General features: G+C 40.6%; 21 protein-coding genes. 2 read left to right on the top strand and 19 right to left on the bottom strand.

The window, feature by feature from the left end; all coding sequences use genetic code 11:
- Positions 1-81: 81 nt before the first annotated feature.
- The gene (locus AC6R10_RS10395; RefSeq protein ID WP_500672186.1) at positions 82-1,671 is read left to right on the top strand and encodes a tetratricopeptide repeat protein; all 1,590 of its coding nucleotides are present in this window, start codon (positions 82-84) and stop codon (positions 1,669-1,671) included.
- A gap of 12 nt (positions 1,672-1,683) precedes the next feature.
- Complete coding sequence (locus AC6R10_RS10390) at positions 1,684-2,193, top strand: hypothetical protein (protein ID WP_500631362.1); 510 nt, start codon at positions 1,684-1,686, stop codon at positions 2,191-2,193.
- A 114-nt stretch (positions 2,194-2,307) separates the two neighbouring features.
- On the opposite strand, the gene AC6R10_RS10385 is transcribed toward AC6R10_RS10390, so the two are convergent.
- From AC6R10_RS10385 to rfbB, 19 genes are all read right to left on the bottom strand, one after another.
- Entirely contained in the window at positions 2,308-4,257 is a 1,950-nt protein-coding gene (locus AC6R10_RS10385; RefSeq protein WP_500672185.1) for a polysaccharide biosynthesis protein, read from the bottom strand.
- Between the two features lie 113 nt (positions 4,258-4,370).
- Positions 4,371-5,375 carry an NAD-dependent epimerase gene (locus tag AC6R10_RS10380; RefSeq protein ID WP_500672184.1) on the bottom strand — a complete coding sequence of 335 codons (1,005 nt, stop codon included), beginning with the start codon at positions 5,373-5,375 and terminating at the stop codon, positions 4,371-4,373.
- Positions 5,376-5,430: 55 nt separating this feature from the next.
- A complete protein-coding gene (locus AC6R10_RS10375; protein ID WP_500672183.1) occupies positions 5,431-6,597 on the bottom strand; it encodes a nucleotide sugar dehydrogenase in 1,167 nt (388 codons plus the stop codon).
- A gap of 240 nt (positions 6,598-6,837) precedes the next feature.
- On the bottom strand, positions 6,838-7,383 hold the full coding sequence (locus AC6R10_RS10370; protein ID WP_500672195.1) for a sugar transferase: 546 nt from the start codon (positions 7,381-7,383) through the stop codon (positions 6,838-6,840).
- Between the two features lie 478 nt (positions 7,384-7,861).
- The gene (locus AC6R10_RS10365) at positions 7,862-8,410 is read right to left on the bottom strand and encodes a sugar transferase (protein ID WP_500672182.1); all 549 of its coding nucleotides are present in this window, start codon (positions 8,408-8,410) and stop codon (positions 7,862-7,864) included.
- A gap of 5 nt (positions 8,411-8,415) precedes the next feature.
- On the bottom strand, positions 8,416-9,366 hold the full coding sequence (locus tag AC6R10_RS10360) for a UDP-glucose 4-epimerase family protein (RefSeq protein WP_500672181.1): 951 nt from the start codon (positions 9,364-9,366) through the stop codon (positions 8,416-8,418).
- Positions 9,367-9,512: 146 nt separating this feature from the next.
- The gene (locus AC6R10_RS10355; RefSeq protein ID WP_500672180.1) at positions 9,513-10,337 is read right to left on the bottom strand and encodes a glycosyltransferase; all 825 of its coding nucleotides are present in this window, start codon (positions 10,335-10,337) and stop codon (positions 9,513-9,515) included.
- Entirely contained in the window at positions 10,334-11,422 is a 1,089-nt protein-coding gene (locus AC6R10_RS10350) for a CapA family protein (RefSeq protein WP_500672179.1), read from the bottom strand. Before AC6R10_RS10350 ends, AC6R10_RS10355 begins: the two co-directional genes overlap by 4 nt.
- Positions 11,415-12,305: a glycosyltransferase family 2 protein gene (locus AC6R10_RS10345; RefSeq protein ID WP_500672178.1), complete on the bottom strand. Its 891-nt coding sequence runs from the start codon at positions 12,303-12,305 to the stop codon at positions 11,415-11,417. Before AC6R10_RS10345 ends, AC6R10_RS10350 begins: the two co-directional genes overlap by 8 nt.
- Before the next feature lie 20 nt (positions 12,306-12,325).
- Positions 12,326-13,147, bottom strand: a complete 822-nt coding sequence (locus tag AC6R10_RS10340) for an ATP-grasp fold amidoligase family protein (protein ID WP_500672177.1) — start codon at positions 13,145-13,147, stop codon at positions 12,326-12,328.
- On the bottom strand, positions 13,134-14,300 hold the full coding sequence (locus AC6R10_RS10335; protein WP_500672176.1) for a hypothetical protein: 1,167 nt from the start codon (positions 14,298-14,300) through the stop codon (positions 13,134-13,136). Before AC6R10_RS10335 ends, AC6R10_RS10340 begins: the two co-directional genes overlap by 14 nt.
- Complete coding sequence (locus AC6R10_RS10330) at positions 14,293-15,396, bottom strand: polysaccharide pyruvyl transferase family protein (RefSeq protein WP_500672175.1); 1,104 nt, start codon at positions 15,394-15,396, stop codon at positions 14,293-14,295. The genes AC6R10_RS10335 and AC6R10_RS10330 overlap by 8 nt, the downstream gene beginning before the upstream one ends.
- Complete coding sequence (locus tag AC6R10_RS10325; RefSeq protein WP_500672174.1) at positions 15,383-16,762, bottom strand: oligosaccharide flippase family protein; 1,380 nt, start codon at positions 16,760-16,762, stop codon at positions 15,383-15,385. Before AC6R10_RS10325 ends, AC6R10_RS10330 begins: the two co-directional genes overlap by 14 nt.
- Before the next feature lie 2 nt (positions 16,763-16,764).
- The gene (locus AC6R10_RS10320; protein ID WP_500672173.1) at positions 16,765-17,901 is read right to left on the bottom strand and encodes a glycosyltransferase family 4 protein; all 1,137 of its coding nucleotides are present in this window, start codon (positions 17,899-17,901) and stop codon (positions 16,765-16,767) included.
- Positions 17,891-18,904 (bottom strand): nitroreductase family protein, encoded by a 1,014-nt coding sequence (locus tag AC6R10_RS10315; RefSeq protein WP_500672172.1) that lies wholly within the window; start codon positions 18,902-18,904, stop codon positions 17,891-17,893. The genes AC6R10_RS10320 and AC6R10_RS10315 overlap by 11 nt, the downstream gene beginning before the upstream one ends.
- The gene (gene rfbC / locus AC6R10_RS10310; RefSeq protein WP_500672171.1) at positions 18,901-19,464 is read right to left on the bottom strand and encodes a dTDP-4-dehydrorhamnose 3,5-epimerase; all 564 of its coding nucleotides are present in this window, start codon (positions 19,462-19,464) and stop codon (positions 18,901-18,903) included. The genes AC6R10_RS10315 and rfbC overlap by 4 nt, the downstream gene beginning before the upstream one ends.
- 2 nt (positions 19,465-19,466) lie before the next feature.
- Positions 19,467-20,357: a dTDP-4-dehydrorhamnose reductase gene (gene rfbD / locus AC6R10_RS10305; RefSeq protein WP_500672170.1), complete on the bottom strand. Its 891-nt coding sequence runs from the start codon at positions 20,355-20,357 to the stop codon at positions 19,467-19,469.
- Complete coding sequence (gene rfbA / locus AC6R10_RS10300) at positions 20,351-21,235, bottom strand: glucose-1-phosphate thymidylyltransferase RfbA (protein ID WP_500672169.1); 885 nt, start codon at positions 21,233-21,235, stop codon at positions 20,351-20,353. The genes rfbD and rfbA overlap by 7 nt, the downstream gene beginning before the upstream one ends.
- Positions 21,235-22,323, bottom strand: coding sequence for a dTDP-glucose 4,6-dehydratase (rfbB, locus tag AC6R10_RS10295; protein WP_500672168.1), 1,089 nt, complete (start codon positions 22,321-22,323; stop codon positions 21,235-21,237). The genes rfbA and rfbB overlap by 1 nt, the downstream gene beginning before the upstream one ends.
- Positions 22,324-22,389: the final 66 nt, after the last annotated feature.

Raw genomic sequence — 22,389 nt, 5'->3', positions numbered from 1 at the left:
ACTCATTGAAAACAAACGATGCATTTTGTAGCATAATTAAGATATTGTTACTATTTTTTACAGTACTTAAGGTTAGGGATAATGCTAAAGAACAAGTGGTTGGTGAGTACTTTCGTTGCATTGATGGTATCAGGCTGCGCTGCAACGTATGAATCGGCAGAAAAGGCGTATCAAGAGGGCGAGCACGAGAAAGCTCGAGATACATGGCACACATTGGCTTTAGACGGCGACGCTCAATCCATGTACCGTCTTTTTACTTCAACCAATCGCCCCTCGAGTCAAGATATCGAGTGGCTGAAAAAAGCCGCAGATTCAGGATTAGCCATGGCGCAATACGACTATGGTATGTATCTGCTGGCACAAGAAAGGTTTAAAGAATCGCTCTCTTACCTCACCCAAGCGTCACAAAACCAAGTTGAGCAAGCGACAAAAGTGCTGGCCGACAACAACGATCTATTCCCGCTCTGGCTTAAGGCAGAAACACACGATCAACAAGCGATAAAACAACTGGGGGATTGGTATTGGCGCCAAGAGGACTACACACAATCGCTGAAATGGTACGAACGCTGTGTGGAGAGCCACTCATATTGTTCATTCTTTATCGGATTAGCGTATGACTTAGGAAATGGCGTTACCCAAAACTATGCAACGGCTTTGCAATGGTATTCCAAAGCTGCCGAAAGTAACAATCGAGATGCGGCAAGAAACTTAGCTTGGCTCTATGAAGAGGGTCAAGGCACTCAGATCAACGAAGAAAAAGCCTTCTATTGGATGTCGAAAGCGGCCTCATCCGGCTCCACCACTTCCATCTCTAGCCTAGGCCGATATTATTTGTACGGCATCGGTACAGCCAAAGACACGCAAAAAGCGTTTGAGTTACTCTCTCAAGTCGCTAAGGCTAACAAATATGCATCATTTAACTTGGCCAAAATGTACTACTTTGGCGATGGCATTAAAAAAGACTACCACCAATCATACGACTATTTCTTGAACGCCAGCAAACAAGGCCATGCGTGGTCTGACTACTATATTGCGAACCACTACTACCTTGGCTACGGGAGAGAAAAAAATCACCAAAAAGCCTACCAATGGTTTGAAAAAGCCGCCGAGCAAGACATCCACGATGCTCAATTCCGACTAGGCTGGATGCTCAGCAATGGAGAAGGCGTCTCTATGGATATACGTCAAGCGTTCAAATGGTATAAAAAGGCGGCGGAGCAAGGGAACCTCTCGGCACAGAATAACCTTGGCGTGATGTATGCTGAAGGGAAAGGGACAGAAAAAGACGACGCTCAAGCCTTCATGTGGTACGAAAAAGCGGCTAAACGCGGTGATGAAGTGGCTCAGTACAACCTTGCAGGAAGATATGAAAACGGACGAGGTGTCCGAAAAAACAATGAATTGGCGGCCTTCTGGTACGCTAAGTCTACTCAGAAAAACTATAAAGAAGCGCAATCCCAATTATCAGCGATTCTCAACAAGCTAAGAACCAAAACCGTTCAAGTGGAGACCACGTCGGTTTACAAAGCGACCGATTTTGACAGCGAAGCTTTGCTGAGTGTGTCACGCGGAGATCGCGCCTATGTGCTATCGACTGGCAGTCAATGGACCGAGGTTTACTTGCCTAAAAACCATACCATTGGTTATCTCAACAATACCCACCTTTACTAAAATGGACTGACAATGAAAAAATATCTCTTCGCACTCTTATTTTTCTGCCAATCGGCAATGGCCAACCCGACGGTATTTGGCTTAACCATTGGCGAGACCACCGTGGACGATCTAAAACGTCAATACAGGGTGACTCATCAAGGTGTCAATAAATACAGCCAAGGTGATATGTATCAAATCTCACAGAGCCAAATCCAGTTTGAAGACATTAGCGATGTAACCACCATCTTTAACCGATCAGGCACACTGGTTGGCGTGTTGACGGAGCTGCCTAAAAATAAGTTCGATTACTTAAATGGCGTGCTCGCACAAAAGTATCGGCTCATCAATCAGAAAATTCCGTTTGTGGGCAATAAGTCTGCCACCTACCAAGATGGAGAGACGGAAATCACGTTAAACGCGCCACATATGAGCTTTCAGCTATCGATGAATTACATTCATTCGGATTTGATGTCGGCCTTTAATCAGCAATCGGAAAAAGAGAAGCAGCAAAAGCAGCAGCAAGAAAGCTCTATGCTGTAATTGAAAGGCGACGGGTACCACTCACGCTATAAACAACAAAGCCACTGAACGCATCAGTGGCTTTGTTTTATCAACGTTGTGAATTCAAATGTGACTAGAGGGCGATGTCACCGCTTATCCGCGCATCAACTCCACAACGGCCGATTCTGTTTCGTCCATCGTTTTGAGGTTTTTCCACACCAAGTCACCAATGCCATCGGTTGGGTTGAACCCTGTTGGCGCCTCAAGCAACAGTTCACGAATACGCTCATGGGCCAGAGAATGGCAAGCCAAATCCAATTGGTTGAGCAGAGATTGATACTCATCAAACGGTAAGAAGACTTCTTGCGCCGTCATGATACGCTCATGCGCCGTTTGTTTGACATTGTCGCCAATCAATAGCTCTTCGTAGAGCTTTTCCCCAGGGCGCAAGCCTGAGAAATGAATGTCGATGTCGCCATGCGGGTTCTCTCTGGATTTGACCTCTAAGCCAGATAAGTGAATCAGGTTCTGTGCCAAATCGGTAATCTTCACCGACTCCCCCATATCCAGCACAAACACGTCGCCCCCTTTACCCATCGCACCCGCTTGAATCACTAACTGCGCGGCTTCAGGGATGGTCATAAAGTAGCGAGTAATGTCAGGGTGCGTCACCGTGACGGGGCCACCTGCTGCAATCTGCTTTTTAAACAGCGGGATCACTGAGCCCGACGAACCCAACACATTACCAAAACGCACCATGCAAAAACGCGTGCCCTTGCGTTTGGCGTTCTCTTGCTCAGCGAGGGCTTGTAAACCGAGTTCCGCCATTCGCTTGGTGGTGCCCATCACATTGGTCGGACGCACGGCTTTGTCGGTTGAGATCAACACAAAAGACTCAACCCCAGCATCAATCGCGGCGCAGGCCGTGTAGTATGTGCCAAAGACGTTGTTGCGCACCCCTTCAATCACGTTGTACTCGACCAAGGGCACATGTTTATAGGCCGCGGCGTGATAAACGGTTTGCACCTTAAAGGATTTCATCGCGGTTTCTAAACGGTGCTGGCGCTGTACAGAACCAAGCAGCGGAATGATCTCACAGGTGAGCCCCTTCTCCGCCTTCAGTTGATTGAGTTCACGATCAATTTGGTACAAGCCAAACTCAGACAACTCAAACAACACGATTGCTTGTGGTTGCTGCAGAACAATTTGTCGACACAGTTCCGAACCAATCGAGCCGCCAGCGCCGGTGACCATCACGACTTTATCTTTGATATTGGCTTCAAGCAGCACTTGCTGTGGCTCAACCGGATCGCGCCCAAGCAAATCTTCGATAGGCACATCTTTGAGCTCATCGATTTTGGCTTTGCCGGAGACGATGTCCGTCATGTCTGGCACAGTGAGTACTTCCACCGGCAGCTTGGCTAACTTGTCCAAAATCGCCTTACGGCGCGAACGCTTGGCGCTAGGTACCGCCAACAGTACTTGAGAGATATCGTATTTGTTGATGAGCGGCATCACATCACTGATCGCCAGCACCGGCAAACCTAAAATCACGGTATTGGTGAGGGTTTCATCGCCGTCAATAAACGCGCGTACGCGGTACTCCCCCGAACTTCGCAATGCCATCGCCAATTGGCGCCCGCCCGAGCCGGCGCCATAAATCACCACCTCACGACATTTGCGTTGAACGCTCTGCGCCACCAACGAGCGTACCACTACGCGCGGGCCACCACAAAACAACGCCAAGAACGCGCCATAAATGATCGGTACAGTGCGTGGCACTTGTTCTGTCATGTAAAAGCTTAATGCGGACAGCAGCAACGCCGAAAGGAACGCCCCGGCCGTGACCACAAACAACGCCTGAAAAGTGAGGTAACGCAGCACTGCCCGATACAGCCCTAAGCGCGCAAACACCGCCACCGTCACGACCGTCACGACTGCCAATACCCCCCACACAGGAGGGTGAGAGAGATAATCATCATCCCCCAGCCTCACCAGTAACGCGAGGTGAAAGGCGAAGAAAATTAAAAGCACGTCCACCAATACGCTAACAATGCGTTTGTTGGTGCGGGAAAGTTGCCAAAGAAACTGAAGTCGCTGCATAGTGTATTGGAATAATTTAGTAGACTGAGTTCATATTACTCGGAAAAAGAGGAGGAGTCACGCTGCGGGAATCGCAGGTGACTCTTACGGTCCCTCAAAACAAGAGCCGACAACTAAGCGCAATAAAACGCTTTGTACCAAGCCACAAACTCCGCAACGCCTTGTTGAACGCCGACTTTAGGCTTATATCCCGTTGCTTCAAACAGATCTTGTGTATCCGCGTAGGTTTGATACACATCACCAGGTTGCATTTCTCGGAAATTTTTCTTCGCTTCGATGCCCAATTCGACTTCGATCGCTTTAACGAAATCCATGAGATTAATTGGAGAACCATGACCAATATTGTATACCGCATAAGGTGCAGAGCTTGACGCCGGTGTCCCTTCTTCTACGGTCCAGCTCTCTGAGCGTTCAGGCGTCACATCAGCGATGCGTACCACCCCTTCAACAATGTCATCAACATGAGTAAAGTCGCGCCACATATCACCATTGTTGTTAATATCAATGGTCTCGCCATCCAATATCTTCTTAGTGAAAATAAACGGTGCCATGTCTGGGCGTCCCCAAGAGCCATATACCGTAAAGAATCGTAGGCCCGTGGTTGGAATATCGTAGAGGTGAGAATAGCTATGAGCCATCAACTCATTCGATTTCTTCGTGGCAGCGTAAAGTGACACAGGATGGTCTACGCTATCACTCGTTGCAAACGGCACCTTAGCATTCAATCCGTAGACTGAGCTAGATGAGGCGTACACCAAGTGCTGAACTTTCGCCTGACGGCACCCTTCTAGAATATTCAGGTGGCCAACAAGGTTAGACTCTGCATAAGCGTGCGGGTTTTCAATAGAGTAACGTACGCCGGCTTGCGCCGCCAGATGGATGACCCGATCAAATTGCTCATAGGCAAAAAGCTTTTCAACCGCAGGGCGATCAGCAATGTCCATCTCGATAAAACGAAACTGAGGATGAGTAATACGCTCGAGGCGAGCATGCTTAAGGTTTACGTCATAGTAGTCATTGATGTTATCAATTCCGACAACATCATGTCCTGCCGCATTAAGCTTTTCTACTGTAGCACTACCAATAAAACCAGCGGCGCCTGTTACTAAATATTTCATACACTTACCAGCCAAATATTCAAACTATCATCAAAACATCTAATTCAAAAAAAGATTAGTCGCTACCAAATAGGTCGCGAGTGTAGACCTTTTCTTCAACATCACGGATCTCGTCAACCATACGGTTAGAAACGATCACATCACAAGTTGATTTAAACTCTTCCAAATCCTTGATGACCTCTGAATGGAAGAACTCAGCCTCTTGAAGAACAGGTTCATAGACCACAACTTCAATACCTTTCGCTTTGATACGTTTCATCACCCCTTGAATACTCGATGCTCGGAAATTGTCAGATCCTGACTTCATGATTAGGCGGTAAATCCCCACACGTTTCGGGTTGCGACTGATAATTGAGTCGGCGACGAAATCTTTACGAGTACGGTTGGCGTCAACAATCGCGCCAATGATCTCGTTTGGCACATCTTGGTAGTTGGCTCGCAGTTGCTTGGTGTCTTTAGGTAGGCAGTAACCGCCGTAACCAAACGAAGGGTTGTTGTAGTGATTACCGATACGCGGATCTAACCCCACCCCTTCAATGATTTGACGTGCATTGAGGCCGTGGGTTTCTGCGTAGGTATCTAACTCATTGAAATAGGCCACACGCAAGGCTAGATAGGTGTTGGAAAAAAGTTTGACCGCTTCCGCTTCGGTGGAATCGGTAAACAGGACTGGTACGTCTTTCTTCTCTGCCCCTTCAAGCAACAGCTGCGCAAAGACGCGCGCTCTTTCTGATTGCTCACCCACAATGATGCGAGAGGGGTGCAAGTTGTCATACAGTGCGCGGCCTTCACGCAGAAACTCTGGGGAGAAGATCAAGTTCTCACAGCCTAGCTCTTGTGAGATTCGCGCCGTGTAACCAACAGGCACTGTCGACTTAATCACCATAACAGCACTTGGATTGATCGCCATAACATCTTTAATGACCGCTTCGACTGACTGGGTGTTGAAGTAGTTGGTTTTCGGGTCATAGTCTGTTGGGGTGGCAATCACCACATAGTCGGCCTTTTTGTAGGCCAGCTGTTTGTCTAACGTTGCCGTGAAATTGAGATCTTTATTGACCAAGAAGTCTGAGATTTCAGTATCCACAATCGGTGATTGCTTGTTATTAAGCAGTGTGACTTTTTCTTCAATAATGTCAACGGCCACAACTTCGTGATTTTGGGCCAGCAACATGGCATTTGACAAACCAACATAGCCGGTGCCAGCGATAGCAATTTTCATATTTTTGATTCTTCTAATACATCTAAAACGAACGGCAAAGGATGCCGAAAATAAGGGACTGGAGTGCCCGACCGAGCATTAAACACCCGACGGCTTACTCTGACAATTGGGGCTAAAACCGCTGTCTCATTTTGCGTAAAACAAGAGTGAAATCGACTCATGCGTGAGACAGATATAGGATTAAAGGGTTGATCCTTATTGATATTTATAGGGTTGTAAGGATCACCCCAATAGGCGGCACTATTTGACAGCATCACCCGAGCCACTGCCCGTCACAGTCATTAAGATATACTTGAAGTAATCTCTCACAGTCAACGAATCTATCATCAGCTTATCTGTTTTAGCCAAAAGTACTGGGGTCGACATATCGATATTTTGCACTTGAGCCAGACCGGTGATGCCTGGCAGTACATCATATACGCCATGTACTTCGCGCTCTCTAATCAACTCTTCTTGATTAAATAAATTAGGACGAGGTCCGACCAAACTCATTTCACCTTTCAAGACATTAATCAACTGGGGTAACTCATCAATTTTAGTTTTACGAAGAAAACTCCCTAGTTTAGTAATCGAAGCATTATTCGCCAAGTGACTAGCTACCGATTTTGTTTCTATAGACATCGTACGAAACTTGATTAGCTTGAAAGGCTTCTTGTTACGCCCAACTCGCTCTTGGATAAAAATCGGAGCCCCCGTATCAAAAAAGCCGATTGCAGTCACAGTAAGCAATACTGGCCAAAGGAAAAGCAAGCCAAAGAAGGCTGCCAGATAGTCTAATAGTCTAATAGTCTAATAGTCTAATAGTCTAATAGTCTAATAGTCTGATCATAAATATCACTTTCTCTTCGAATGCAAAAATGCTTGGGCAGTTTCTTGAAAGCCAGCTTCGAGCGTTTGAGGTGGCGTCCAATTTAGGGTTTCTGTTGTATGACAGTTCGATACATAGACCACTGGAGCCATAAGCTAAATACACTACCCTCCGATTTGGCGAGTCATTCTGGCAAGCCAGATTTAATCTTAGTTGTAAGAGTTGAGAGGAGCTTTTAGATAGCCACTAATAACCTTTTAACCAACGGATTTCTGCTATTATGCATGTTTTAAAATTGAATCTATGAGGTGTATATTAACACCTCTAATTAGGTGGCCAAACTACAACCACAGGGAGGGTTATAAACGTAGTGAGTAGGAAACACGGATAAGAGAGTTCTAAAAGAGTTGAAGTAAGGGCATCCGAATGAAGCACCAAGATGCCCGCATAAAATCATTACTTTACTACATCACCAGAGCCACTACCTGTGGCGGTCATTAAGATATATTTGAAGTAGTCTTGAAGTGTTAACGTTTCTATCATTTTCTTGTCCGTTCTGGCCAGCAGTTCTGGTGTCGACATGTCAATATTATTTACTTGTGCCAAGCCAGTAATACCTGGAAGTACGTCATACACGCCCCTGCTTTCGCGCTCTCTAATGAGCTCATATTGATTAAATAGATTGGGCCGTGGACCTACAATACTCATTTCGCCCCGAAGTACATTAATAAGCTGGGGGAGTTCATCTATCTTGCTCTTACGCAAGAACCCGCCAAGTTTTGTAATAGAGGTACTACTAGCGAGATGGCTCGCAACCGATTCAGTCTCAACTGACATTGTACGAAATTTAATAAGTTTAAATGGCTTTTTGCTACGGCCAACACGCTCCTGGACAAAAAATGGAGATCCGGTATCGAACAACCCCATCAAAGCAACAACCAGGAGAAGTGGCCAAAGAAAGAGCAAGCCGAAGAAAGCGACCAGAAAGTCTATTAGTCTAATCATCTGAGTTACTTCCGTTTAGTATGTAAAAAAGCTAAAGCTGTTTCCTTAAAACCATCCTCTAGAGTTTGAGGAGGAGTCCAAGCCAACGTCTGTTTGGTATGGGAAATATCAACTTGCAGCGAGCCTATTAACCGACTCACCACATCCTCCTTATGGAACAGTTTTCCAATCAATTGGAAACACCAAACAGGTACAGGCAATTGCCATAATGGCTTTTTAAGCGCTGTAGCCATTTCACGAACAATTTGAGAAGTTGAAACGTCATTATCGTCGGAAACTAGAAACACTTGATTTGCCGCTTTAGGGTGATGAATACAAGTAATAATTAGGTCAACAAGATTGGTAACAGAAACCAAACTACGCCTGTTATTTCCGATACAACTAACCGGTAGAGGAATACCCTTGGATATTAGGTTCATCAATGAGGCAAAATTAGCTTTTACTCCAGGGCCATAGACCAGTGTTGGCCTAATTATAACGACCTCCATACCCGTGTTGTTAGCAATCCTTAAAAGTTCAAGCTCAGCCTCCGACTTGGATAAAGCATAGTCATCTTTCGGCAAATGACAATCAGCAGCGGTAAACGGCTTACCAAAAGATGTACTTTCACCATTTACCTTAATACTGCTAACGAAAACAAAACGCTTCACACCGGCTTTAAGGGCTTGGTGCGCCAAATTGACGGTTCCACGAGTGTTAACTTCTCGGTACGCTTCAAGGGTATTGATCGCTGAATCATCCATTATGTGGACGCGGGCAGCGATATGAATAACAACATCAATTTCATTCAAAACTGCAGAATAGTCCGAGCTTGAGTCAATTGTTGCATTAAAATACTTATAGCATTTCGGCGGAGTAGAACGCCCAAGTAAGCTAACATTAGCATCATCCGCCAACTTTCTCAGTAAATGACTTCCGACAAACCCTGAATAACCAGACACTAGAATATTATTCATTTACTAGCTCTATCTCTACATTTATCATAATTACCAACTGACCAACCAATTAAAGAAACTTCGGCGAATACTTGTTTGCCACCTAATCGGCAATCGATAAGTTGTTACTGTTGAAAGTGTACATTTTACAACCACCCGACTTGAGTTTATCTAAGGTACTTGTAAGCTGCTATTCGTACAAACTTGGGACTCAAACGAAACAACACCAATGCCAATATAATCAGATAGTTACCCACTGAATGTATGCCTAACTTGTTCAGAGCATAAAGTCTAGCACACACATCGTTTCTCAACTTGCGAACTCCACGCCGCTCATTGAAGTTATCATCAACACGAAACTTCAAAAGAGGCTCATTAATATTTGCAAAAACGAAACCTTGCGCTATAAGGTCAATCCATAAATAATAATCCTGTGTATTTTTCAACTTGTCATTGTATACTATTTGTGACAAGGGTAATACACGGAGGTTAAACATTACAGACGGATGATTAACTGGACACTTTTTAATTATTTTGCTTTTCATTGTATCAAAGTCTGAATCCATGCTTTTATACGTTGTATATCCAGATGAGTAAAACTCAATCATATCAGAACCTAGTACAGCTATCCCATCGTTTAAAGTAAAGTAATCAACTTGCTTTTGAAAGCGACTCAAGTCCGATATGTCATCAGCATCCATCCTGGCAAGATAGTCATATTTTTTATCAGAAGTAGATACTCTTGATATTGCCCGGTTAAGTTGCCAAGCTAAGCCGTGATTGACCTCCACAAATTCGACAAAAACATCACCCCTTATATTATAACCAACCAAAAGCTCCTGCAAGCTAATTTCAACAGGCCCATCAACTTGAAGAAATATATCTATCGAACAATCATTAACCGACTGTTCTAATACGCTATCAATTGCGAACTTCACGTTGTCCTTTATGTCACTCTTATACACTGAAATAATAACGGCTATATTGTTCATAACAACTTTCTCAATCTATACATAACCAGCCGTTTAATCTTTGATTTTAAAGTTTCATAAGTGAGAGATGAGTACTTGTGCACGACATCTGAACCATAGACAACCTGCATATTTTTACCATTAAATTTTAATGACAAAGAAAGCTCTTCTGTAGAGTTATGGTAATCAATCTCATTCGTATAATTACTCAAAACCTCGTTATTTACACTAATATAATCAAAAGGTTCCCTTTCAATTACAGGCAACCGGTTCTTATCTAATGAGAAAAAAAGCTCGCTAAACTTAAGTTGACCATCATCAACTGAACATTTGATTATCATACCCTGTTTATTGAATTTTGTTTGATAATACTTTTGACACTTACCAATTTCAAAATCATTAAACACAAAATTACCCTGAGAATAATATATTGGTTTTCCGTGGTAGAACTCAAAAGACTGTATCACATGGGGGTGCGTACCAATAATTGCCTCTACACCCAAGTCAATTATCTTCCTAGCAATACTAGTTTGTTCAGATGTTGGCTGAAATTCATTTTCAACCCCCCAGTGTAAGAGCACTATTGGCTTGATATCATCATTAACTCTTTTTAGCTGAGCTATGTCATCTCTAATATAATCAAAAATCAGAGGTGCCGTACCTGGTGAGGAAGGTTCAGCATAATGAGATGCGTTTGTTGAATAGCAATTATAACCCAAAAAGCCAATTGTGACTCCGTCATGTTCAATTATATGCGCACATCGTGAACTCCGTAAGTCATCACCGGCACCAACAAATGAAATAGCATTATCGTCGAGCCATTTTTTTGTTATATTAAACCCTTCTAAACCTTGATCAAAAACGTGGTTATTCGATAAAGAAACCAAATTACAAACATCATAAAAGGGGGACAGATCCGGACTATTAATAAGGGAAAATTTATTTTTATTCTCTAAAATCGGAGATTTGAGGACTGGGGCTTCCAAATTACCGACAGTATAATTATTTTTTAACAACTCATAAAGAGGTGATTTCTGAAAATCCGTAGCATTACCTAAACTATAAGAGTCGGCACAAATATCTCCGACAAAGTATATATCAGACATCTTTATTTTCTCTGCTAGCTACATCAATACGACCATATCTACCTAGTAAACCATCATAAATCCCCTTTATAATGTATTTAAATCGAATACTTCCGTCTTCAAAAATAAATGGATATGCGAATAGCTTAAATAGCAATTTAGCATAATTACTAAGCTTCCAATATAAAGGGACGTAATTACGAAATGTTAAAAGGAATAAGTTCCTCGTGTGATAGTAATGCCTTATTGGGCTTGGAACTCGGACATCTAGTTTGCCAACCACTGATTTTTTTCCGTTTCCAACACGGTGTCCCAATAAAATATCATTGACACGAATGGTCAGAAAACCGTGGGTTTTTAATCGCCAACAATATTCCCAATCGACCGAATCAATAAATAATCCATCTTCCATACCGCCTACTGCTATATATGCAGATCTTGGAATTAAGCTTGCAGAGCTAATAGTAGCATGTATAACTTCGAAATTAGTACCTGGTACCATCTTGCCCTTAATTAAGCGCCCTTCATCTACTTCATTCGTGACTTTATCAAAGTGTCGAGGACCAATAACGCCAACCTTTAGCCCAATAGCTGTTGCTTGATTATATGACTCAACGAGTCGCGGGACTGTCTCATCATCAAGAATACTATCTTGATCCATCTGGATGACAAAATCAGCACCATTAGAAAAGGCCCATTCCATTGCAACAGACTGAGCCCTAGCAATTCCCAAATTCTCACCAAAGTTTATTACCTTGTGGTTTGGAATATCATCAATTTCGACTCCGTTATCTGAGTTGTTACAAATAATAATGAGATCACATTGACCTTCTAGTCGAGTAATCGCACCTTGGATTTCATCTTGAGTTGGATTATACGCAACTATGATACCGTAAACCTTCATTAAATTCCTTAGATTTCTTGTTATTCAAGTTTCAATTTCTTGCCCATTTCTATATCAAATGAACTGGGAGTAAAAGATTCCAAACAGTTTCCGGGGAAATTAGTTAGCTCGCCAAAATAGATTCCGTCATCAAGTATGTACAAGTCTGTACGAATAAAGTCAAAATCATTAGATAATTCTTCGGCGATTCTCAAAGCTTCATCAAATAAACCAGGTTTTTCGATGTCGTAACCATTAGGAAATTGATATGAAACAGGCAAACGCCTAAATTCTCGATCATATAAATTACGACAGTGTCCCGTATATCTGTCTAGGTCAACTTGAACAAACTCAACTCTTCCATTTAAACAAAAAAACTTATAATCAGGAGGAACATCATCTTCAAAATCAATAAACGCCTCCACAAGCAATGTTTTGGGTGTTTTTTTATAAACCCATTCGCGTCCTTTTTTGTAGTAGTCTATATCTTTCCATTCACTTACTTCTGATAAAACAGATTCAAAGTTGTTTCCCGGCTCAGTTTTATCAACAATACGAACCATTTTTGAGCCGTGGTTTGCTTTAATAACAAACTTACTAGGCAATTTGTCATAACAATCTTCAGTAAACACATCCCCAAACCATAACAACGGGATAGTTTTACATCTATCAGATCTACTCCTTACATATTCACGCACAGCCAACCTGTCCGCTACCAAAGCACGCAATTCAGCCTTTTGATGATTTGGCGAAAGTTTTATCCTCAAAATTTTGTCAGTTAATGTCCTTGGATATAGAACATTGGGAACTGTCTTTCTTCTAAAAGCAGAAGCCAAAAAAGAAAATATATTATCGAAAAGCAAAATTATCCTCGCATAGATGACTTAAATATAGCAACATGATTATAACAACAACATGATTAGTGTCTAAGATATAAGGGTTTGAACAGGCATAACTAATATAAGATACATATAATACCGATACTCCTTTATTCTTAGCCTTAGTATAAAAAACACCAAACATAATGGTAAATAAAATAATGAAATTTAAAATCCCTAGCTGATTAAGGAAATAAAAAACTTGGAGTTCGAAGTAGACATCACCTCGATAATCTCTCGACTCTGTTTTTGCAGAAATGGTATGGCCTAGCCCCGTACCAAAAATCATGTCTATTGGCGTAACTGACAAATCATTAATTAGTACCTCAACTTGGTCATATCTTATACCCATGGATGAAGTTTTACCTAATTCGGATTTAGATACTACAACGTCGAAAAAGATACTTACGGCGATTGGTATCATAAATATAATCAAAATAAACTTGTTTAAGTTTAAAAAACCTTTTCTCCGATAAGCATTTAAGGTGTCGAGATTATAACAATAGAATAATATGTGGAATATGGCTATTGCAACAAGGAACATGAAGTTACCAGCCAAAATTATAGAAAGAAGAAAGATCACTCTAACAAAGTAAACTCTATAACACTTGTTGCTGTGATTAATAAATGTGAAAAGCATATATGCAAAAGGTAGCAATGCATTACCCTTTATCTGGACTTTATAGATCAGTCCATGAGAATATATATCACCAAAACTGTTGTCCAAGAAAAAGACACGAGCTTCGTGATAACCAATACCTCCTGGGTATTTAACTGTGAAGTAAACCCAAAGACAAATTACTACTAATGCCTGAATCAAGTAAACAATTGTAAAAATTCGATATAGTAATAGCCCTTTTATAACTATATAATGTGCGCTGACTAGAATTAACATCACTATCATAGCCCTAAGCAAAAGCAAAGGGTCATTACCTTTAAATAAAGAATATAATCCTAGAAAAGCAATATATAATAATATGATAGAAAAAGCTCTATCTCTATATTTTGTGCAGAGAGCAACAATAAATATTGCTAATGTAGCAACGTTCATTACTGGCGACAAATATGAAAGTGGAAATTGTCTTGTCAACAAAAACAAGACAACTGTAACCAGAGCTATATTTATTGCATTACTCATGAACAACACTTAAAGAGTTTAACAAAGTTTCCATTGAAAAGATCCTATTCTTTTCCAATAAATCCAAACTTGCTTCGTTCAAACTATATACGTAAATTTCTTTATTAGATACGATCTCTCGAGTTTGTTTAACATCGAACCTCTTTAACAAACTCAGCATACGTGTACCTGTCATAGAATGAGGTTCGCAAACTAACTTTTTGTTAAAGATAATCGAATAGGCTGTACCATGGAAAGAATTTGTCAGTACATATTCCGCATTTCTTATTAAATTGACAAACTCAATTGGACCGGCGTCATTGATACAAATATCCGCAAAATCATAATCAGATCGAAATGGATGTACCGTAATGATTTTCAAATTGTGTTCTCTAGATATTGCAATGCTCTGTTCTATTATTTTTTTACTAACCTCGAGCGAGTATACTAATAGATACTTATCCTCAGTATATATATTTGCTTTCTGAACAAATTCATCCCAAAACTCGCGGTCTAACAAAAATACAGGATCTAATACTAAGTGTTTTTTCTTCGTTGGCACCAGTTTTTCAACAATGTCAATTCCTGTATCTTCCCTTAAAGCCAATGTGTCGAACTTTGATAAATTAATTGCAACCTTGTCAGACCAATTGGCATCAATTTGACTGACTCCAAAGCTTGAAGAATAGGCTATTTTCTTTACATTATCATTAGCAAATGCTGCAAGAAAATTAGTATCTTGATTTGTAATATTTGGGTTCCATATTTGGTCACTTCCGGTAATAATAGTGTTATAGCTAGAGCTTTTGAGTTCGCTTCCATTTCGATAAATGGTAGAACTACGTACCAAATATTGATTGTGAAAAGCTCTAAACCTATAGAACTTTTTTGATGAAAGGATTTTTTGCTTAAGGAGACTCAATGCGTTTCTTGGTCTGTAAATTAAGTCTTTCCAATAGAAGTCATATGCTTTACATATATCATATGGCTTGTATGATATAATCTCACTTTCAACTTTATTACTAGCCAAAAAATGCTGCAAAGCGTAAGCCTGCAACATCGCCCCGTAGTTGTAAACAGAGTAAATTGTTATGATCCCAACTTTATTTTTTGACATATATATCAATCCTACTTTTTAAAAACCCACTGTTTGAGCGAAGAATATAAAAAAACATTACCAGCAACAAAGTCAACGATATATAGAAACTCTCATATAGAGATAGATAAAAAGCAAGAATCAAATAAGATAGAATGGAAATCAAAAATTTCAGACTAACAGAGAAAAAAGTTTTATTATCAAATATTCTATGAATGAATATACACAATGTGCTTAACAGAGTTGCTATCGCCGCACCATCTATACCGTAGATAGGTATCAAGAAAAAATTTAATAACAAATTAACTATGGCAGAAATAGAGGAGCTATAGAAGGCTTTCCTTGTATTAGAATCAATTACATAAAAGACACCTATCGCACTAGCTAGTGAGTAGAATGATGTTGACATTATGAGTATATTACTAGTTCTCCAGCTTTGACTGTACTCATCTGATAGTATCCAACCCATGAAATGTTGATTAAAAGAAACAAATACCGCTGCTAAGAAGAAAATGAATAGCATATAGTTTTGAATATATATAGTATAGACTTCCTTTCTCGCTGCATTATTTTTAATACTAAAAGCTTTCAGTTGCCACGCCTGATAGACAATCGTAGATACAATTAGCAATATAGATGATATTCTATTCGCTACGCCATATAAGCCATTATCTTCAGTACCTAGGTAATTTAGTATAATAAATCTATCTGAAGCATTGAAAACCCACCACATAATTGCATTCGGCACTAGTGGGATCGAAACAATTAACATCTTCTTAAGATGTTCAAATCTAAAGCCACTAGCAGATACCAATTTTCTAATGTTTATCTTCCCGAGCAGGAAAATAGAACCACATAAAAAGGATATAGAGTGGCTAAGGATTACACCAATAGAACCCAATTTAAGGTAGTAGACTAACGCGAAATTCAAACATAAAGAGACTATCGCTATCAATATGTTCGATTTAGCAAAATCGGGCTGCAGTCCTTTAGCCTTAACAGACTTTGATAGCGCTTCATATACTGCAACCATACCAATAGAAGCACCAAGATAATAAATAATTTCAAGCTTAACAACTAGGTAATTTACAAATATGAATATGGTCGTAAGAGGGAGTAGTACTACCACTAAGAAGACCAACGCCGAATATAAATAGTCATCGTCATTGCCCTCCATTAAAAATTTAAGGAGAGACTCATGAATATTTAATGTCACAATAGGCACAATCAGCATAATCGCTGTTAAAGCTAAATCGACTTCACCATAGTCTGACAATGACAAGCTGTAACTATATAGCGGGAGTAAAAGCAATGTAATAGCTCTACTCCCAAAAGTTGAAATCGAAAAAAACAATGTACTACGGAAGAAATTATACTTATCGATCATTTTTATATGTTCACAAGGTAGTCTATATATCTTTCAAATGAATAATTCTCAACAATTACCCTATGACTCTTCATCGATAGCTCTTCTAGATATCGTCCGTCAATTATAAGTGTTTCTATAGCTTTTTTCAGATCATCAATATTTCCAAGCTCAACCAAAACTCCAAGGCCATATTCATTTATTATATCCTCATATCCACCAACGTTTCTGAATCCAATTATAGGCGTCCCATTATATAAAGACTCCAATATTACAGAGCCAAAAGGTTCTTCTCTAGAAGATATAAAGAACAGTGATGCAGCTCGATAAAACTTTGTTAGAATGGTAACATCTCTAACATAGCCTGGAGTAATTAAGTTATCGGGGTGATTTTTTAGCAGTGACGTATCAATATCACCAATCCAGATAAAATTATACTCAGGTATAGCTTCCGCAGCATTACAGAAAATATCAAAGCCTTTGCGATAATTTCCAGTTGCTACATTCAAAATTATTTTTTTCTTTTCTAGCTTATATGTTTCAATAATTTCGTCATATGCATTTTCATCTTTTGGCTCATTGGCTTCATTAAGAAAAATACCTTGAGGTTTTATATGATAATTATGAAATTTTACTCCAAGCTTTTCTAGAGAGGATTTTACAAAATCAGATGGGAAAACTATTTCATCTGAGTCATCAGCTACAATCCTGAGACACTCTTCTGCTTTCCATGCTTTAATCACGCTCGGCAGCTCATGAACCAAAGAAACAACTCTATAATTTGCTAGTTTAAAATGAGGTATCCATATTCCAGAGATAACAGAGTTAATAAAAACCTGATTGAATCCATTTTCTCTTAAATCGACTATTCTATTCTGAAGTTTACCTACATCATATGAAATAATAACCTTGCTGTATCTTGAGAAATCTTTAATTAGTGGACCTGTAGTTCTAGAAATAACCACAAGGTCCCAACCAAGGCTAAATAGCGCTTTAGCAACGTACAACAAAAGCATTGGAGCTCCAGTTCTAGTCATTTCATGTGTAACTAAGACTAGTTTATTGTTGCTAGTTGGATTAGCATAGTCATTATCAATGTAGCGCCTATAAATGATTCTATTGAGGTTTCTCCTAAGAAACTTCTTAATGTCATCTAGCATTTAGAGTTCTCACTACCTCTTGATATGGAGTTCGCTCTGATCTGGGAATCAGTACGTCATCTTTAATATGGCCAATGCCTATGAATGAAATTATAATTTCCGAGTCTCGTATGTTTGAAAAATCCCTATATGCTAAATCATGTTCTTTGTATGTAGACCAATTAAGAGCGACCGTACCGAGACCTTTACTATGCAATGATAGTAACAGTCCCATTAAGTATATCCCTCCGTCAATGTATGCTTGGTTCCTTTCATTTGCATTCTCGAAAGCACTCAAATCTACGGTTACTACCAGTACTCGATTTATTTTTTCTCTAAATCCTCGATTGCCATTCTGATACGATAGATGTCGATTAGCCGTTTCTTTATCTTCTGAGATATACACTCTGGCTGCCTGTCTATTGCATACAGAAGGGTATTTTTGAGCTATTCTTATTGCATCATAGATAAGTTCATTATTTACCTCTTCTTCCGAAAAGTCGCGTATCGAATGTCTTGAGTTAAAGAAGCTTTCAAAATCGAATTTAATTGACTCATGTATATCAGCTTTTCTTATCAAGCTAACTCCACCTAAATCATTAGGTGAGTCATTGATATCAATACTCTTAAACCTTTCTATGACAACTGTAATATCCTCTGACATTTCCGTATGTCTAGCAATGTACTTTTTAATAACTGAAATGGATGTATTGTAATGAATGTGTTCAGTGTCAAATCCACTTGTTCGATATATAGTGATTAAATCAATCAAATCCAATACTGTTCTTAGTCCAAATCTGGGTTTTGTAATCTCGTATGAGAGCCCTTTTTCTATCACATGGTAATGTGCTATTATTTTACCTATTAACTTTTCTTGATTATCTTGTTTCGTTGTCCCACTATGCTTCGTGTAACGTTTATAGTCGTAGCAATAGTTACTTAATAGTTTAAAATTATTGAACAACTCACGTTTGATATTGATTAGGAAATTTGGCGTAAAGCGCTTTATTATTAATTTAATCATAATAGCATGTTACTTTCTTTACATTCTTCAAATGATAAACCTATTGAATCGGCTGATGATAAAACTGGGCTGAAGTCGCGCTCAAATGGCCAGCTTATATTGATCAAGTCGTCATCCCACTTTAACGTTACATTTGCTTCTGGGTTATAAAAATCCGTGCACTTGTAAACAAACTCAGCTTCTTCAGAGGTTACATAAAATCCATGAGCAAACCCTTCTGGCACCCACAACTGTCTTTTATTGTCAGCAGATAGATACTCACCAACCCACTTACCAAACGTTGGCGAGTCTTTACGAATATCCACAGCGACATCAAAAACCTCACCAGAAACAACACGTACAAGCTTTCCTTGAGTGTTTTCAGTTTGATAATGAAGGCCACGCAAAATTCCTTTTTTGGATTTTGACTGATTGTCTTGTACAAACTTGGTCTGCTTACCTGTGACTAGCTCTTCAAAGTGTTTTTGATTCCATGTTTCCATAAAGAAACCACGTTCATCACCAAAAACTGTTGGTTCAATTATTTTCACATCTGGAATCGCTGTATCAATAACTTTCATGATTAACCTTCATACTGATTTAAATTTTCAATTGCTTGCTGCCAATCGCTCGCGTCAATTGCAAATTCACGTGTAATCTTTCCAGTATCCAGCTTGGAGTTTGCAGGACGCTTAGCTGGTGTTGGATATTGCTCGGTAGTTATAGAACGAAGTGTTGGGGCTTTTTCTAATATCCCTCGCTCAACTGCATTAGCAAAAATACATTCTGCAAATTCAAACCAACTAACGTGTGGCAAGCCAGAGTAATGATACACGCCAAATCGCGCTTGTTTCTCATTCTCTGCAATAGTATCAACCATGGCTATTAGTACTCTGGCAATATCCCCTGCATAGGTGGGGCCACCAAATTGATCGCCCACGACACTTAGAGTATTTCTATCTTTAGCGAGTCTAATCATTGTCTTTACGAAATTGTTGCCATGCTCACCAAATACCCACGCGGTACGCAGAATTATGTGTTTGGGGTTTACCTTTTCGACTTCTAACTCACCGGCAAGTTTACTAGCCCCATAAATCCCCTGCGGGTTGGTTTCATCCTCTTCTGAGTAAGGTCCATGTTTATTACCTTCAAACACATAGTCCGTCGAGATGTGTAAGATGGTCGCACCAATGCGGTTAGCAGCCTCAGCTAGAAATTTAGGTCCTTGCTCATTAATAGCGTAAGAAAGTTCAATTTCCTCTTCAGCCTTATCTACTGCTGTATGTGCTGCAGCATTGATAATAAAGTTCGGCTGAAAAGTTGAAACAAGTTCATCCACAGCGCTTTGTTTTGTAATATCTAACTGCTCTCTATCAACTGCTAAAAGTTCGACATCATCACGAGAACTCAGTTGCTCAACCAGACAACTTCCAACTTGGCCGTTCGAACCAGTAACTAATACCTTCTTTAGCATCTGTTGTCCTCGGTCACCAATCGAGATAAATACTGCCCATATTCGTTCTTCATCATTGGCTTTGCAATTTCAAGTAGTTGTTCATTTGTTAGCCAACCGTTTCGCCATGCGATCTCCTCCAAGCACGCCACTTTTAGACCTTGAACATGCTCAATTGTCTGAACGAACGAAGAAGCTTCATGTAAACTTTCATGAGTACCTGTATCCAACCATGCAAATCCGCGGCCCAAAAGTTCCACATTTAAAGAGCCATCGTTGAGGTACATTTCGTTTAGGGTGGTAATTTCTAGCTCACCTCGTTCAGAAGGTTCTACTTTTTTAGCAAGCCCAACGACTCGATTATCGTAAAAATATAGTCCTGTTACTGCGTAGTTCGACTTGGGATTATCCGGTTTCTCTTCAATCGAGACCGCTTTCATTTTTTCATCAAATTCCACTACACCAAAACGCTCTGGATCTTTGACTTGATACCCAAATACCGTTGCCAAGCCCTGCTCTGTTAATTTATTCGCATGCTTTAACTGTTGGCTAAACGATTGGCCGTAGAAGATATTGTCCCCCAAAACTAAGCACACCGAATCATCACCAATAAATTCTTCACCGATGATGAAAGCTTGTGCCAGTCCATCTGGGCTTGGCTGAATCGCGTACTCAAGGTTAATTCCGAAGTCAGAGCCATCACCCAGTAAGCGCTTAAAGCCCGCATTGTCCTCTGGTGTCGTGATGATTAAGATATCACGGATACCTGCTAGCATTAATGTCGAGATAGGATAAAACACCATCGGTTTGTCGTAGATAGGCAATAACTGTTTAGATACACCTCTTGTCAAAGGGTAGAGGCGCGTACCAGACCCACCAGCTAACACAATCCCTTTCATTACTCCACCTCACCTGCAACAACGCCAAGGCGCTCACGCTGATAGCTGCCATCTTGCACGTTCTGGCACCATTCTGAGTTATCTAAATACCACTGCACCGTTTTCTTAAGGCCTGTTTCAAAGGTCTCTTCCGGTGTCCAGCCTAACTCTTTTTGCATCTTAGTTGAGTCAATCGCATAACGGCGATCGTGACCTGGGCGGTCTTGAACATAGGTGATCTGCTCAGCGTATGGTGTGTCTTTTGGTACGAGCGTGTCCAAGATGTCACAAATCGTGTTCACCACTTCGATGTTTTTCTTCTCGTTGTGGCCGCCGATATTGTAGGTCTCACCGACTTTACCTTCGGTCACCACTTTATACAGTGCACGAGCATGGTCTTCGACAAACAACCAATCACGGATTTGATCACCTTTACCGTAGATAGGTAGATCTTTACCCTCAAGGGCATTAAGAATAACAAGTGGGATCAATTTCTCAGGGAAATGGTAAGGGCCATAGTTGTTCGAGCAGTTGGTCACCATGATTGGCAAACCGTAGGTGCGTAGCCATGCTCTGACTAGGTGATCACTCGAGGCTTTTGATGCAGAGTATGGGCTGGATGGCTCATACGGTGTGGTTTCAAGAAACATTGGCAGTTCTGAACCCTCTGGCGCTTCATCTGGATGTGGTAAGTCACCATAAACTTCATCAGTCGAGATGTGATGGAAGCGAAACGCTTGTTTCGCACTGTCATCGAGTTTATTCCAGTACCCACGTGTCGCTTCTAACAACGTATAAGTACCAACGACGTTAGTCTCGATAAACGCAGCAGGGCCTGTGATAGAGCGGTCAACGTGCGATTCAGCAGCTAAGTGCATTACTGCATCAGGCTTATGGGTTGCAAATACGCGGTTGAGCTCAGCACGATCACAAATGTTGACTTGCTCAAACGTGTAGCGAGAATTTGAGTCCACACTGGCAAGTGATTCCAAATTGCCCGCATAAGTCAAACAATCCACATTCACGACACTATCAGTCGTATTTTCAATAATATGTCGAACAACTGCTGAACCAATAAAACCAGCACCACCTGTTACGAGTATTTTCATTCCATTTTACCAAAGTTAAAACAGCACTTTGCTTAAAGCGCTGTAACTGCCACATTGACATGTGAA

Source organism: Vibrio sp. R12-SG2-ISO1, from assembly GCF_059834045.1.
This window is presented reverse-complemented; position numbering and strand designations above follow the sequence as displayed.